This window comes from Thermophagus xiamenensis (assembly GCF_900112795.1).
Classification (GTDB): Bacteria; Bacteroidota; Bacteroidia; order Bacteroidales; family Marinilabiliaceae; genus Thermophagus; species Thermophagus xiamenensis.
On sequence record NZ_FONA01000021.1, the window covers coordinates 18618 to 34530 of the forward strand.

The 15913-nt window shown below is 37.0% G+C and carries 16 protein-coding genes; 3 read left to right on the top strand and 13 right to left on the bottom strand.

Translation table 11 applies throughout. From position 1 onward, the window contains the following. Positions 1 to 72: 72 nt before the first annotated feature. From BM130_RS12280 to BM130_RS12290, 3 genes are all read right to left on the bottom strand, one after another. The gene (locus BM130_RS12280; protein ID WP_010528910.1) at positions 73 to 798 is read right to left on the bottom strand and encodes a LytR/AlgR family response regulator transcription factor; all 726 of its coding nucleotides are present in this window, start codon (positions 796 to 798) and stop codon (positions 73 to 75) included. Continuing rightward, the gene (locus BM130_RS12285) at positions 798 to 1976 is read right to left on the bottom strand and encodes a sensor histidine kinase (RefSeq protein ID WP_010528909.1); all 1179 of its coding nucleotides are present in this window, start codon (positions 1974 to 1976) and stop codon (positions 798 to 800) included. The genes BM130_RS12280 and BM130_RS12285 overlap by 1 nt, the downstream gene beginning before the upstream one ends. 435 nt (positions 1977 to 2411) lie before the next feature. After that, complete coding sequence (locus BM130_RS12290; protein WP_044138865.1) at positions 2412 to 3443, bottom strand: Kelch repeat-containing protein; 1032 nt, start codon at positions 3441 to 3443, stop codon at positions 2412 to 2414. A gap of 261 nt (positions 3444 to 3704) precedes the next feature. Here BM130_RS12290 and BM130_RS12295 point away from each other — a divergent pair, with 261 nt between their 5' ends. From BM130_RS12295 to BM130_RS12305, 3 genes are all read left to right on the top strand, one after another. Further along, on the top strand, positions 3705 to 5042 hold the full coding sequence (locus tag BM130_RS12295) for a DUF4270 family protein (RefSeq protein ID WP_010528907.1): 1338 nt from the start codon (positions 3705 to 3707) through the stop codon (positions 5040 to 5042). A 141-nt stretch (positions 5043 to 5183) separates the two neighbouring features. Continuing rightward, a complete protein-coding gene (gene bamG / locus BM130_RS15710) occupies positions 5184 to 6428 on the top strand; it encodes a BamG family beta-barrel-assembly machinery protein (RefSeq protein WP_237706182.1) in 1245 nt (414 codons plus the stop codon). A 140-nt stretch (positions 6429 to 6568) separates the two neighbouring features. Next, on the top strand, positions 6569 to 7594 hold the full coding sequence (locus BM130_RS12305; RefSeq protein WP_010528905.1) for a methyl-accepting chemotaxis protein: 1026 nt from the start codon (positions 6569 to 6571) through the stop codon (positions 7592 to 7594). 39 nt (positions 7595 to 7633) lie between these two features. Here the strand turns inward: BM130_RS12305 and BM130_RS12310 are convergent, their stop codons facing one another. The 10 genes from BM130_RS12310 to BM130_RS15485 form a co-directional block, all read right to left on the bottom strand. Next, positions 7634 to 8491, bottom strand: coding sequence for an AAC(3) family N-acetyltransferase (locus tag BM130_RS12310; RefSeq protein ID WP_138956955.1), 858 nt, complete (start codon positions 8489 to 8491; stop codon positions 7634 to 7636). A gap of 110 nt (positions 8492 to 8601) precedes the next feature. Further along, entirely contained in the window at positions 8602 to 9519 is a 918-nt protein-coding gene (locus tag BM130_RS12315) for an HpcH/HpaI aldolase/citrate lyase family protein (RefSeq protein WP_010528903.1), read from the bottom strand. 3 nt (positions 9520 to 9522) lie between these two features. Then, positions 9523 to 9996, bottom strand: a complete 474-nt coding sequence (locus tag BM130_RS12320) for a MaoC family dehydratase (protein WP_010528902.1) — start codon at positions 9994 to 9996, stop codon at positions 9523 to 9525. A gap of 394 nt (positions 9997 to 10390) precedes the next feature. Further along, positions 10391 to 11395, bottom strand: a complete 1005-nt coding sequence (locus BM130_RS12325; RefSeq protein WP_010528901.1) for a beta-ketoacyl-ACP synthase III — start codon at positions 11393 to 11395, stop codon at positions 10391 to 10393. A 266-nt stretch (positions 11396 to 11661) separates the two neighbouring features. Continuing rightward, positions 11662 to 11847, bottom strand: a complete 186-nt coding sequence (gene rpmF / locus BM130_RS12330) for a 50S ribosomal protein L32 (protein WP_010528900.1) — start codon at positions 11845 to 11847, stop codon at positions 11662 to 11664. A gap of 12 nt (positions 11848 to 11859) precedes the next feature. Continuing rightward, positions 11860 to 12435, bottom strand: a complete 576-nt coding sequence (locus BM130_RS12335) for a YceD family protein (RefSeq protein ID WP_010528899.1) — start codon at positions 12433 to 12435, stop codon at positions 11860 to 11862. Positions 12436 to 12523: 88 nt separating this feature from the next. Continuing rightward, positions 12524 to 13705, bottom strand: coding sequence for an ATP-binding protein (locus BM130_RS12340; RefSeq protein ID WP_029626752.1), 1182 nt, complete (start codon positions 13703 to 13705; stop codon positions 12524 to 12526). Positions 13706 to 13774: 69 nt separating this feature from the next. After that, positions 13775 to 14701: a ribosome small subunit-dependent GTPase A gene (gene rsgA, locus BM130_RS12345; protein ID WP_010528897.1), complete on the bottom strand. Its 927-nt coding sequence runs from the start codon at positions 14699 to 14701 to the stop codon at positions 13775 to 13777. 340 nt (positions 14702 to 15041) lie between these two features. Further along, the gene (locus BM130_RS12350; protein ID WP_010528896.1) at positions 15042 to 15506 is read right to left on the bottom strand and encodes a DUF4268 domain-containing protein; all 465 of its coding nucleotides are present in this window, start codon (positions 15504 to 15506) and stop codon (positions 15042 to 15044) included. A 229-nt stretch (positions 15507 to 15735) separates the two neighbouring features. Beyond that, positions 15736 to 15900 (bottom strand): hypothetical protein, encoded by a 165-nt coding sequence (locus tag BM130_RS15485; RefSeq protein WP_157998119.1) that lies wholly within the window; start codon positions 15898 to 15900, stop codon positions 15736 to 15738. Positions 15901 to 15913: the final 13 nt, after the last annotated feature.

Genomic DNA, 15913 nt, shown 5'->3' on the forward strand with positions numbered 1-15913 from the left:
CATAAGTCGAGAAGGATAACATTTCATAAAGAAACGTCACGCCCCATAAAAAGAAGAAAGTTGTAATCAAGGTTATAGATTGAAGAGGCTTTTTCGAACCTCATCACGATAAGACTGACCTATAGGTACCACCTTTGATGTATGATGCATCTGCAATTGATTGCCATACAGTGCCTTTACCTGCAAACGATTAACGATATATGATTTATGAACACGCATAAAAACTTCGGAAGGCAGAGTCTCAATAAGTTTTTTCAACGAATCGAGAGAAACCAGTTTTTGGTCGATACAATGATATGCCACATACTCCCGCAAACTTTCGATAAACAAAATATCAGAAACTTTGACCCGATAAGATTTATGGTTGGCCTTAACAATAATATATTCCTGTTCGTGTTGGAAATTTTGCACCAATAGGTTATTATCGGTGGTTCGTGCTTGCAACCGTTCTCCCGCCTTTTGTACCGATTGTACAAAACGTTCAAAAGAAAACGGTTTTAGTAAATAATCGATTACATCCAATTCATAACCTTCGAGAGCATACTCAGGATAAGCAGATGTGATAACAACTAATATATTTTTCAGATGAAATGATTTAAGAAAATCCATTCCCGAAATCTCCGGCATTTGAATATCGAGAAAAGCCAGATCAACAGAGCCACTCTGCAAAGCGGGCAATGCTTCGAGGGGCGACTTAAAGGCCCCGACCAACTCCAGATGCGGAAATTTTGTAATATAATCCTTCAAAAGCGACCGGGCAGGAAATTCATCATCAATTATAACACATCGAATAGTCATCAGGCATCAATTTCCAGTTTAACTTCAAAAACATCCTCATTGTCTTCAATAACCAGTTTATGGCATTCTTTATATAAAACAGAAAGTCGTTTTTTTACATTTTCAATCCCAATACCTTTCAACCGATCTTTGGAAACATGCCCCCTGGGCTTACTGTTTAAAATATAAAAAGAAAGATGTCCACCTGTATCTTTCAATGACATAACAATACGTCCATTCTTTGTATCATCGATATTTCCATGTTTAAAAGCATTCTCGACAAAAGGGAAAATAAGCATAGGTTCGATTCGTCGATCCCGATCAATTTGTTGAAAATCTATTTCAATATTGGGTTGTTCTTCTAATTTAATTTTTTGAAATTCAATAAAATCGAGGATATAGTCGACTTCTCTTCCGATGGGAATTTTTTTGTCATCCGTTTCATACAAAATATACCTCAACATTGAAGAGAGTTTTAAAATCAACTGGGAAGTTTTGGGATTACCCTGCTGAGAAAGGGAGTAAATATTGTTCAGGGCATTAAATAAAAAATGCGGATTCATCTGGGATTTAAGAAATTTCATTTCTGTCTCCAGATTCTGGTTGGTTAAAGAGAGTTGTTCCTTTTCCTTTCGCTTTGACTCCAAAAAAACCCAAAACAAAGTACTAAGAAACAACATTCCCACAAATGGAAGTAAACCGAAAATCATACGACGAGGAAAAATTTCCCCTCTCGGACGAGGACTATTGGTAGGATTTCTCAACCCAAAGGTTCGCCTGTTGAGGGAAAGAGTATCAATTTGAACTTCTCTGCCACTTGGTGGAGGCGGCACTTCATTAGGGACCCACACCTTTCGAACTCTTAACTGTTCCCAGGTTTCTGGTTTTATTGGATCAGTTACGTGATATATAAAGGAAACAAAACTTAGCAAAAGTATTAACGAGAAAATATACCCCTTAATTTTATTGCGTCCCATTAAAAGAGGCAGCAAAATAAGAATATTGATATAAAATATAAATGCATTGATTCCTAGCGTTCGAATGGTTAAAATAATAGCTGTACGGGTATCAAAAAATATTGCAGGACCATAAAAAAAGACTATTGAATACCCCACCCACAGAAGAATATGCCACCTGCCAAGTCGTTTCCATTCTCGAACAATTATCGCTAAAATATTTCTCAAACAGCTATTTGTCATTCTTCAAAAATAAAAACTTATCCTGTGAAATTATTCATATATTCTCAAAATTCTCCAACCTCTATTCTCAGTTGAAACTATCATAAATATTTTAGTCACACCAAGACATCAATAAAATAAACAAACAGGAAGGGTGAGTGTATTGGTTTTTAAGTCTTTAGTTTTTTTCTGACAAAAAGAAACTAACAGGATTAAGAATTCTTTTTATCAATCAAAAATATTAAAAACTAAAAGATGATTCTTCCATCCGGCAAATAACATAGAAAATATTTTATGCGGATGAAATGAGCAAGGCAACATTATCCACCACAAGAAAATGTAAAAAATAATAAGGCCATGCAAGTTCTAATAGACTTATGCACTAAAAAACATTATTCCAATATTTATTTTAAAAAAGGAATACCTGATCACCTAACAAGTGATCAGGCTTTAAGGTTAATCATTATCGTCCTGTTCTTCGTCAGGATAAAAGGTCCACACATCATCAAAATAGTAGCCAGAACTATTACCGGTGGCCACGAAAGCCTGGTTATTAATCGTAAATGCCACCGCATCCGTCCGGGAAGAACCTTCGAAATTAGACTTCTCTTCCCAAAAATCGGTCTCCGGGTCATATTCCCAAGTTCTATTTCCGGCATATCCTGGACCTCCGGTAGTAATATATGCATAACCATTTAGTGTGAATGCAACACCATTAGATCCTACAATGCTATAATCATCATCATAACTTTCATCGTCGTTGGTTCCACTGGTTATCTTTCTTAATTCGGTCCAGACATCGGTTTCAGGATTATATTTCCATGCATCTGTAACATAATCACTGTTGTCTACACCCGTAAATATGTATCCTTCCCCATTAATAACAAAAGCTACGGCATCGCGTCGTTTAGAACCTTTGACACTTTTCTTCTGAGTCCATTGTCCGGTTGAAGGATCATATTCGTAAAAATCTTTCAGTCTGTTACCGTCATAACCGGTCCCTACGTACCCTTTATCGTTAATTGCGAAGGCAACGGCACCATAACGTCCCGAACCGGGGAAATCAGCAATACGCGTCCAACTACCCTTCGCCCCGTCATTGGGATCAAATTCCCAAAAGTCATTTAGCTTATTCTCATCATCATCAAAACCGGTACCTACATATCCTTTCCCGGCAGCAGCAAAAGCTACGGCACCATTACGAGCGGGAGCCTCATCAGGCAGGGGTGCCACTTCCTCCCAAGTGTCATATTGTGGATCATATCTCCAGAAATCACGGTAGCGTTCATCTTCTTCACCATTATATCCGGTTCCTACATAGGCATAATCACCGATAACAAAAACTACGGCATCGGTACGGGGCAGCCCCTCAAAGGCACCAAGTTCAACCCAGTTACCCCATAGTTCATCATCATCGTCACTATCACATCCATTTATAATTGCCACAACAGCCAAAAGTGTCAACCAATACAAGAAGGATTTTTTCATTCTTACTTTTTTTGTTTCCATATTTTACTTTTTGTGTAACTCAAGGAAGCAAATAAAGCGTACAGCGCACCCAAGATGATATTTTTTCAACCAAACACTCATTATTGTCTTACAATCGGTCATTTTTTTTCTATTATCCATATATTTTTGGGTTCATAGGAAAAATTAGCCAGTTGATAGGAGTGACTCTCTGCTTTGTTGAAAAAAAATCAGCTTTCTGAATGCCCGGTCTAAATTCGTGCTCAAATAATTAATTATTTTATGCAAAGAGAGATAGGAAATATCAGACCAATAATTATACTTCTTCTGTTGACCGTGGTCCCTCTCCTTATACCATCCTGCTCGGAGGGGGACCTTTCTATTGGTGACCAATTTGTCAAAACGGATACCTATACGGCCATTGTTGACACATTTAGTTTACAGCTTTCTACCATTAAAATGGATTCTGTAGAAACTTCTTCCACCGGCATTGCGCTAACCGGCTACTACACAGATGACTATAGCGCAACCAAAGCTGTATCCTTTTTTGAAATTATGAATGAAGCCTATTCCATTGACGGAAAAGAGCAGTTCGACTCAATTTGTTTAATCTTAAATCATTCGGGCTTCTATTTGGGAGATACATCCCAAGTTTTCACCATAAACGTACACCGGGTGGAAGAGGAAATAGAAACCAATACTTCGGGGACAATAAGTAACAATAGTTTCTTAAAATATTCTGCAACACCCCTTGCCAGTTATCAGTATACCCCAGAACCTTATAAGGAAAGAACTATTTATATTAGGTTGGATGATAATCTGGGAAAAACCTTGTTGGATACCCTACAGACTGATACTAATTTAACCTCTTCCGAATTTATCGATTGGTTTAAAGGATTGGCTTTAGTTCCAGACACTGTCAACAACAATCTCATTCTGGGTTTTGAAGCCGGAAGTGATAGTATCTACCTAAGACTTTATACTCACCGGGTAGAGCTGGAGAAAGTTAAAAATTACTTCGATTTTTCTCTAAATGAATCATCATTACAATACAACCACATCAAAAGTTATCCGGTTAATACCGCATTAGAAACACTTGATTCATACAAAGAAAAACTTAAATCCGAGAATCTGGACAAAAAGGCCATTTTAGAAGCCGGAACAGGTTATTTTACCCGAATCGACATCCCAGGACTATCCTCAATGAAAGCTTTACAACAAATAGGCAGAATTGTAAAAGCCAATCTGATAGTAGGAGTTGACCCATCAACTTTTGATTTCCAAGATCCGCCGGAAACCATTTATCTTCTTGAAGCAGATAAAATTAATCAGGTAGCGGGTTATATCGTCAACAGCAGTGACTACCCTGTTTCGGGAACCTTGGTATCTACCTCAACTCTTTACGAAAAAGAATGGTATTATACCTTTGATATAACCTACTTTCTCAACGCACTGGTAGATGAAGAGATAACCTCTGAGGGCACAGGAATGCTAGTTGCCTTTTCCGAAGATAATCTACAGGGTAGTTGTTATAAAATGATTTTCGATGGTTATGATGGTGAAGGCGCTTACACTCAACTAAATGTTTTTTACTATTACTACGATGTCGAAGAAAAATAAAATCAATCACAATAACCTCTGTTATTACTGAACATAAAGCAATGCCGCTGAAAATATTAAATAAGTCATCAATACCAAAGCTTCGTTGAGGGGGATAAAAAGGTTTCAACGATAGAGTAACAAATCGAGATTTAACAAAAAATGAAAAAAATATTCCTAATCATATCATCTCTTCTAATGGTCTGGCATTATACTGTTAAAAGTCAAAACAGCACTTCTTCTCCTTACTCTGTCTATGGATTTGGTGTATTGGAATCCACGACCAATACCATCAACAGTGGTATGGGTGGAAGCGGCGTTGCGTTGCCTTCGAATGGTTATCTGAACTATCAAAACCCGGCATCTTTAAGTGCTTTGGATAGTTTAACCTTTTATTTTAATATCCAGGCAAAAGGAATAATTAACCATTATTCCATGTCGGGAAAAGCTCAGAGCAACTTTGATTCGAATATAGATGCTTTTTCATTTGGTTTTAGAGTAGCACGCTTTTGGGGAATGAGCTTTGGTTTGTATCCTTTCTCAAGCGTAGGATATACCATCGAACAAGAAAACGACATACTAGGGTCTTCTCTGACATATCCCGTAATACTGGAAGGTAGTGGAGGACTTTCGCGTATTTCCCTATCCAATGGCTTCCGATTAACCAAAAATTTTTCAGTAGGATTAGATGCTTCATTTATCTGGGGCTCCACTGATATTGTAGAAACAGCTGATTATTCAGCATTAGGCCAAAATAATATCATTAATACCCGAAAATGGTATTTCAACAATCTTCTGTTAAAATACGGGCTGCAATATCAAAGCAAGCAAAAGCATGGTGCACTTTTTGCTGGAATATCATGGCAACCCGAAACCAACATCTACGCCACATTTAATCAAACCATTGAGGATGAATCGACAACATCGTATTACGAAAATGATGCGTCAGCCGACGACGTAATACTTCCCAACATGTACAGTGCTGGTTTTGCCATATCCAAAGACAAAGGATGGACATTTTCAGCCGATTATTCTTTCGCTAAGTGGTCGGTTTTAAACGATTATTCAACCCTCAAAGGTACCTTCTCCGACTCATATACCGTAAATACCGGTATAGCCTATTCACTTCCGAAAAACAAATCCAAATTCATTAACCAGATTCAATGGCGTGCAGGGGCCTTTTATTCAGACGGCTACCTAAAAGTTAAAGAACAGAAAATTGATGAAAAAGGTATCACAGCAGGTCTTTCCCTTCCTTTAAGCAGAAATGGAAACATTTTACACATTTCTTATGCCTATTCGCTCAAAGGAACCAGCAAGTCAAGCCTTGTTAGGGAACAATACCACACCATTAAAATAGGTTTTTCCATGACCGAAAGGTGGTTCTCAAAAAGTATGTTTTATTAGAATTAAATTATTTTCCGTAAAGCAATTTCTTATTCCTATTTTTAAAAGCTAAAAGGTTTAATTTTTTCACACCAGTAATCCGAGGGGTGATTTAATATTTTTTATATTTTTGCACAAGCAACCACTCATTTTATTACCCCATGGTTGAATTTTTAATATTTATATGCATCATAACCCCATTTTTGTCAGGGTATATTAAAAAAAGAAAACAACTTAAAGAACTAAAAATTAGTCACACCCTTTTACAAAGGGAATGTGACAAATGGCGCTCTACTGCCGGCGATAATAGGGATGAGTCCTACTCAAAAACTAACGATAAGGAAAAACAAACGGAATTACTTTCAATTGTTGCCACACAAACTGAAAATGCCATCATGATAATGGATCCTGAAGGAAACATTGAGTGGATAAACGAAGGATTTACCCGCATGTATGGCTATACCTTTGATGAATTTATTGAAACCAGAGGGAGCAACATTCGCCAAACAAGTTTTAGCAGCATAATAGAAGAGCGTTTATATAAATGTAAAATATTAAAACAACCGGTCTTTTATGATGCACCTAACATTACCAGAGATGGCAGAGAAATATGGACGCGTACTACGTTAACTCCCATTTTCAACGATAAAGGGGAAGTCATACATCTTGCAACCATAGATACCGACATAGACCGGCGAAAACGGGCAGCCGATGTTTTGTTAAAAGAATTATCCGTTTTACGCCAACGATTGAATCAGCTAACCCATCACCAGCAAAAAGTAAGCAATGTAATTAATCATTTATTACATAATCAAAAAAAATCGGGTAAAGAGGTAGAAGCGACAAAACAAATTATATCATTCATCAATGATGTATCGGATCGGGTAAAAATTATGGGTTTGAATGCTTCCATAGAAGCAGCCACCATTGCCCGCAATGGACAAAAGAATATGCATGAAGCAGGATTTAGGGTTTTGGCATCAGAAATTATTAAACTTTCAGAAGAAACAAAAACCAAATCTTCTGAAATCGGCAAAATAATAAACCGATTGGACGAATCGTTCGACGTTGTAATTCAATACAAAAACGAAGTAGAAAATACCACTCGGTTATTTATGCAAAACATAACCCGCTTGGAGGAGGGTTTAAAAAAAGTTGAAGAAGTGGCTGAAAAATTAAATGAATAACAGAAAAAAAACATTTAAAGCCAAATAAAAAATCCTGTATTATTTCATATTTAAGAAATTACCCCTAACAATTTTCAGGAAAGAATAATACTTAACCTTAAAATAATTTCCGGTAGAATGTTCCCAACGCAAACGACAATCTTTACAAGTGGGATCATCACAAAAGAAAAAAGAAGGGTCTTCCTTTAATTTTTTCATTTCAACCGCAAGGGTACCTGCCATGTCGGTCAATGCGGCATCGGCATTACCAACTTTTATCCACTTTAAACAACCGGCCTGTTCATACAACGGGATAAACTTGGGAAAGCCACGTGCACAGCCTCCATTCCAGTTCACTTTAAATAATTTAATGTTCCCCTCTTCATCCAAATAATTAACTCCTTTGGGTGGATTTTTCTTGGTAAATCCCAGCTTTTCAATGGCCACATGAGTAGTTCCTACCCCAATTGTATTGCGTCCTACCGAAAGATTAAGTGCGCCCATACGGGCCATCCGCTCGAGCACATCATATCCACCACTTTCAGGGGTGTGGTTATCCATGAGTTCATGAGCCAGTTTCCCAATAGCCGTAAAGCGTTGAATGGGATGCTTACTTCTAACCATAAGCGGATGCCTAATCATTACATTAGCCAATGCCCCTGCATAGGAAGCGGTCTTTGGGGTGCTAATTTGCCGGGCATGCTTTTTGCTCAAAGGTAAAGGATAAGAAGTAACAAAAGAATCGATAACCAAAGTACCTTCAGGGCCAACTGTATCAAGCAATGCCTCTAACAATGTTTCGGCACCCCCATCAATTTTACCAATAGCTCTAATCGATACTTTCAAATGTAATAGGGCACCCTTGGGGATACCACCCTTTTTCAAATCCGAAACTAAATCTTTTTTTGTCCACATCATTGCCTTGATAAAATTTTTTTTGAAAGCAAGCTTTTTTAAAAAAATCGAAGAAAATTGTCGTCCTAAAACAATAAGAAAATAAGATAAATAATCTCAACGGTATTTTTCAACTAAGCTCCATTCAAAAAATCTTCAAATACTTCAATTTTTTTCATCCTTGCCAGTAATTTTCTGGCTTTTGAAACGGTTGGTGGCGAAATAAACATACCCTTTTTTACAGAGATTCCTCTGTTGGCTTTATTGGTTTCTTCAGCAAGCTCAATAATTTCTTTCGCTCTATTCAATTCTATCGGGTCTGGTGTATAATAGTTTTTTACCAACTCAATTTCACTAGGCGACATAACCAGCATACCTTCAAATCCCAGTTCTTTAGCTTCTTCCATATGTCTTTTTAAGCCTTCTCTGTCGCCAATATTAACATAAGGGGTATCAATTGGGACAACCCCTGCTGCTCGGGCAGCCATACTAATCATATGCCTCGGCATAAGAATAGATCGACCACCAGGACCATGCTCTCCCTCTATCTCGGCTAAAAAATCTTCACTACCAAACAAAAGGGCAACAACCCGCTTAGAAGCTGTAGCTATACTATAAGCATTTAATATGGCTTCAGGCGTTTCGAGAAGAGCAATAATCTTAAAATGCCCCTTTTCAATACCCAGATTTTTCTCTTTTAAGGTCAACTGAGCATCAAAAACTTCCATATCCCTGGCATTACTTGTCTTGGGATATACAAATCCATATAGTCTAGGATCGGCCACTGTATCCAAATCCTTTAAGGTATCTCCAGTCTCCATCGGATTAATTCTAACAAATACCGGCCGACGATCTATCAAATCAGAGTTTAATACCCTTGTAATGGAAACCCTGGCTTCCTCTTTTTGGGATACTGGGACAGCATCCTCCAAATCCAAAACAATAACATCGGCATCGGAAGCAAAGGCCTTTTCCACATAATGAGCATTGTGTCCGGAAGTGAACAACAAAGTCCTAGCAACAAAATCGCCGTTAAATCTTGAATACGTCATTATTTAATTCTTTTTTGGAATCAAAACTTCCCTTAAAAAAGAAAGAACCTTCTCACCTTTTTGATTGGTTACCGTCGTTTTAACTTTAATCACGCCCCTATCTGGCTTTGAACGGGAAGAACGTACAGATAATATTTGTGATTCAGCATAGATCGTATCCCCAATAAAAACAGGAGAATGATGTAAAACTTCAGAATAGTTAAGATTAGCAATAGCTCTTCCACTAATTTCTCTGACGGTAAGACCAACAGCTAAAGAAAACACCAGGGTTCCTACGACCAAAACCTGACCATGTGTGGCCTCCGAAGCATAATGTTGATCCAAATGTACCGGATGGTGATTCATTGTGAGCAACGAAAAAAGATTATTGTCAGATTCGGTGATAGTTTTCCCCGGCCAATGCCGAATTACCATACCTTCCTTAAAATCTTCCAAGTATCTACCAAAATCACTATCATGAATTAGTTCTGATTGCATTAGTATATATTTTTTTAAACATTTGTCTAATAAAAGTTAGAAATAGATTTTAGTCGTAGTAAATAGTGTAACTATTAGTGACTACGGACTTTTCACCAATCACTACCTTCATCTGCCTGCACACATTTTATATTCCTTTAAAGTCTACATCAATCATACTATTTTATCCGTCAATTTTCTAATAAAAATAGAAATATTCCGAGATATGCAAACATAGTTTTCCATTTTCCCCATAAAGTTAGTAACTCCTAACATATCATTATTCACTGAATCAAATTATAAATCTTGATATATAAAACAAACCCGGGGCACAAGGGCCCCGGGTCAATTAATTTCTATCAATTATATAGATTATCAATACCTTAATGAGATTCTCACCACCAAATAAATTCAATTATACTTTATCGCCATCATATCCCCACTTAAGGTAAATAGCTCCCCATGTAAAACCGGCACCGAAAGTCGCCAAAATTAAATTATCGCCTTTTTTAAGTTTTTTCTCCCACTCCCATAAACATAAGGGAAGAGTCGCCGCAGTAGTATTGCCATAACGCTGGATATTAATCATTACCTTACTTTTATCGATTCCCATACGTTGGGCAGTACCTTCTATAATCCGCATATTTGCCTGATGAGGTACCAGCCAGTCAAGGGTTTCGGCAGTAATATTGTTACGCTCCATAACCTCAACAGCCACATCAGCCATTTTAGACACAGCATGCTTAAACACATGTCGCCCTTCCTGATAAATATAGTGTTCTCTGTTATCAATGGTTTCGTGAGTAGGAGGTTTGACCGAACCACCGGCTTTCTGGTGCAAATAAACTCTTCCAAAACCATCACTTTTCAGGATACTGTCGGTAACACCAAGATCTTCGGTAGTGGGTTCAAGCAAAACGGCCCCGGCACCATCGCCAAACAACACACAAGTAGTACGATCGGTATAATCGGTAATTGAAGACATTTTATCTGCTCCAACCACAATAACCTTTTTTCTTGCACCGGTTTCAACGAATTTAGCGGCAGTATCAAGAGCATACAAAAAGCCGGAACATCCTGCATTTAAATCAAAGCTATGTGCATTCCGAATGTTACATTTATCGGAAATAATATTGGCAGTGGCAGGAAAAACATGATCCGGGGTCACGGTAGCACAAATCAGCATATCAACCTCATCGGGGGAGGTCCCTGATTTTTGTAAAACCTGATTCACAGCTTCGACTCCCATGTCGGAAGAGCCTTTCCCTTCACCCTTCAAAATCCGTCGTTCACGAATTCCCACACGGGTAGTAATCCATTCGTCCGACGTATCGACCATTTTGCTAAGTTCCTCATTAGTGAGAACATAATCGGGGACATATCCCCCTACTGCGGTAATTACTGCATTCAATTTTGCCATTGTTACAGACTGGATTTAGTGGCCAAAGCAGATCATTGAAAGAACCTAAAAGTCAGCTCTGGCTCATAAACAAAAGGCCTTATGATTCAAGCCAAAAAAATTGCCCCTAATGACCTTACACAGGGGCTATGTTACAAAAAATAAGGCGGTGCCTATATTGGCTAAAAAAAAGAAAAAATTAAAACTGACTGTATTTTTTAATTTTTAACACATTATTTTTTCAACAAAAAATGTATCAAAGGGAAAAACATAAATGTAATCTAAAATTAAACAGTCACCTCTTTTTCTATTGCCAGTTTTCCTCTATAATGTCCACATTCTTGACAAACTCTGTGCAACCTGATAGTAGCACCGCAATTAGAGCAAACGCCCAAGGCAGGAACAGTTGCTTTGTAATGAGTACGTCTTTTGTCTCTTCTGGTTTTTGATGTTTTTCGTTTTGGATGTGCCATTTTTATCTCCTTTTATTTGTTGTTTTTATTTATCAATTTTTTTAACTCGTCCCAACGAGGATCTATATCTTTCAAACCACTATCTTCTTTGTTTTCGTCCGAGATATCATCAACAACATACTGGTTAAGTTGCTTCAACATATCAGGATCACATCCCGGCAACCCACCGTTGTCGGGGTGAACATGCCTTACAGGCATACTTACTACAATAAACTCATACATATGCCTGGCGATATTAAACGAGTGTTCCTCATAAGGGAGCACTAATATATCATCGCCAGAATCGTCAAATGTATCTCCAAATTTAATATACAATGTTCCATTATACTTCACCGGAACGTCCATTTTCCCCAAACATCTATCACACAACGCTTCAACACAACCATTAATTTCAAACAAAAGCTCCATCATATTAGAGCTTTTTTGGAGCACAACTATTGCAGATAATTTTCCTGCTTCAATCTGTGGTTGGTCAAACAACTCAAAAAAAGCATCCTCCAGCTCGTATTCAAAAACATGCTTACCAGCCTTCAGCCCCTTAAAGGGAATGTCATAATCGCTGAGTTTATTTTGTCGTTGTACTACCATACGTAAAAACTTCGCAAAGGTATAAAATATTCAATGCGTGAGAAAAAGAATTCTATAAAAAGTTATTTCTCAATCGGCAAGAAATACTTCAAACCGGCAGTTTTCCTGTCTCTTTTGAATCCAACAAAATTCGAAAAGTAGTTCCTTTCCCTGGAGCTGATTCTTTTACAAAAATCCGCCCATTATGATACTCTTCAACAATTCTCCGAACCAAAGTAAGACCAAGTCCCCACCCACGCTTTTTAGTGGTATATCCAGGTTTAAAAATGGTGTTATGTATTTTTCTCGGTATCCCTTTTCCTGTATCAGAAATATCAATAAAAATTTTCTTATGCCAGACACCCCAATTAAAGACAATAACACCTTCACCCTGCATAGCATCTACTGAATTTTTACATAGATTTTCTATCACCCATTCAAAAAGAGGCCGGTTAACAACTACGTTCATAGCTTTAATTTGATTTTCAGTTTCGATTCGAAATTGCACCCGAGAGGAAATACGATGAGAAAGATAAACAATCACATCATTTAACATATTAGCTAGATTAACCTGTTCCAGGTGAGGAGGTGAACCAATTTTTGAAAAACGATCGGCAATAGTTTGGAGCCGGTGGACATCATGACGCATTTCATCTACCAAATTAGCATCAGTATTTTTCAATGAAAGCACCTCGAGCCAACCTAGCAAAGATGAAGTAGGTGTCCCCAATTGATGGGCAGTCTCTTTTGCCATACCCACCCATACTTGATCCTGCTCCCATCGACGAGCAACACTAAAAGTCCAGTAAGCCAGCAAAACAAATAACATCACAACCAAAAGTTGGACGATTGGAAACCATCTTAATTTAATAAGCATCACAGAATCGGCATAATAAAGGTACTGACGTTCTCCATCCCCTAAATCAATAGTAATGGGATTCCGATTTCCATCTTTCATCTTTTGGAGTTGGCGATGCAAAAACTCTGCTTCCTTTTTAACAGGCAGTTTTAGGTTTCGGAAAAAATAGATTGTGTCATTCTCATCGGCGATAATAAGAGGCACGGTATTATTATTTTGAATTATCTCAAAGATTAATTCCAAAGATTGATCATCTAAGTCGGGACGGGTAAATAATCGATTGGCTTTGGCCCATAATTCCATTTTTCTTGTTTCCTGATCTCTAAGTTGGGCAGTGAGACGATTTGTATAGAACAAAGAAGCAGCACCAATCAATAAAGCTCCGGCCATAAAAAAAAATTTCCACCACTTTTTTCTGCTGTACAATTCCATAAGAAAGAAATTAAAAAAATCCCGCCCCCTAACAGATGCAAAAAAGAATACCTTATCCGATGTGGAAAATCACCTAAATTTCTCGTCTCGATTCAGAAATATTCTGACATAACTATTGTAACGGCTTAAAGCAATATTTCCTTTTTCGACAGCATCTTTCACTGCACACCCTGGCTCGTGAAGATGGGTACAATTATGGTATCGGCATTGTGACGAAAATTTAAAAATTTCTCTAAAAAAATGAGCCAACTCTTCCTTTTTAATGTTAAACAAACCAAACCCCCGAATACCAGGCGTATCAATAATGTAACCACCAATACCGAGAGGATGCATCTCAGTAAATGTAGTAGTATGTCGACCTGTATTATGTGCATCAGATATTTTAGCAGTTTTAAGATTAAGTGTGGGTTCCACTCTATTAATTAGTGTACTTTTTCCGACGCCAGAATGTCCTGCCAACAAAGAAACCTTATTCTTCAATAACTCTCTAACCAAATCAATATTTTGATCGTGTTTGGCTGAAGTAACCAAAACATTATACCCTATATTATTATATATTTGAATGGTTTCCTTTAATTGATCCTTATGATAATGGTCGTATCGATCTATTTTATTAAAGATAATGGTAGTAGGGATATCATAAGCTTCGGTTGTAGCAAGAAACCGATCGATAAAGACTGGCGTAGTTACAGGATAGTTAATTGTAGCAACTAGAATTGCCTGATCAATATTAGCAGCAAGGATTTGGGTTTGTCGTGAAAGATTAGAAGCTCTTCGAACTATATAGTTTTTTCGTTCCAAAATTTCTTCAATGATTCCAATACCGTTTTTTTCATCGACAGAAAATATTACCCTGTCACCCACGGCAACCGGATTGGTACTTTTAATGTCGTTCAACCTAAAACGGCCTTTAATTTTACATGACACAGGCCTTTCGTCATCTGATTTGACGAGATACCAGCTTCCTGTCGATTTTATTACAAGTCCTTCTTTCAAAAAGTCCTGATTTAGTTAAAGTTAATTTTAAATTCGCTAATTATATCAAACGATAGCATCGAAATATTATATACTACCCTTCAATAATCCAATCACTCATAAAATTACAATGTATATTTAGAATAATTCAGTTGGTTCTGCTTTTACTTTTTTAATTTCCTAATATATAATGATAATAACTTATAATTTTTCACTTCCCAAAAATACAGATTTATCATATTTCGTCATAATAAATTGGCCATGTAAGAATATAAATACCCAACAAATTATATTAGAAATATAGATTTAATTAATTTTCAAAACAACAAATCTGTATAACAGAAAATTAGGATAGATTCTTTTACACTTGAGGATTATATTTCAAATAATCCTTTATATCCAAGAAAGCCTTTTCGAGCCTCATCATCCTGTCGATCATAAATCTATGAATTTCCGGCCATGTCTCTTTAATATAAATATCACCGGGGCGTTCAACATAGACGCGACAAACCTCTCGACCATTATCCTTGGTATACGCCCAGTCCCAGATCATAGGTTCTCCAAATTGATTTTCAAAAAGAGATTTGGCAGCTTCTAATTTTTCATATAGAGTTAAACGTTTTTCTTCGTCTTTTATATTGATTTCTAAAGCTACAATAATTTTTTCCCGTCCTACATCAAAACGTAAATCTAAACCTTTAATGCCTGTTTTATCAGCGATCCAAACTTTTTTTCGTCCTTTTTGGCCGGGCAGTCTACGCGTCCGATTGGCCAATTTTTGCCAGAATTCTAGCCGAAGTGCCTTAGCTTCTTCTTTTGAAAACATACAGAACCCCAATAATCTTAATAAAATACCACCGAAAGAATGACCTCATTAATAGCTTCTAAGGAAATAAAATAAGACAATCATTAAAATTTTCACCAATGATAGCTTAAGTAAACTTATCAGAATTACTACAATCAGGACTTAATAATAAAAAGAAAATTTATTGAACACGACTTTTGAAATTCTTCCACAATCAGAACATTTTTTACTATTATTCAAGATCATTATTTCATTTTTTCTTACCCCCCACCACTAACAATAAATATAGTAAATATAAAATACCTGTTCCCATAAGTCCTATGGCGATCCTTTCCATTGTTACAGAACCACCATGAATCATACCAAATCCTAGAACGACAAACAACACAGCTACTATGCCCAATTTGGTTTTCATCGTATTAAATTTA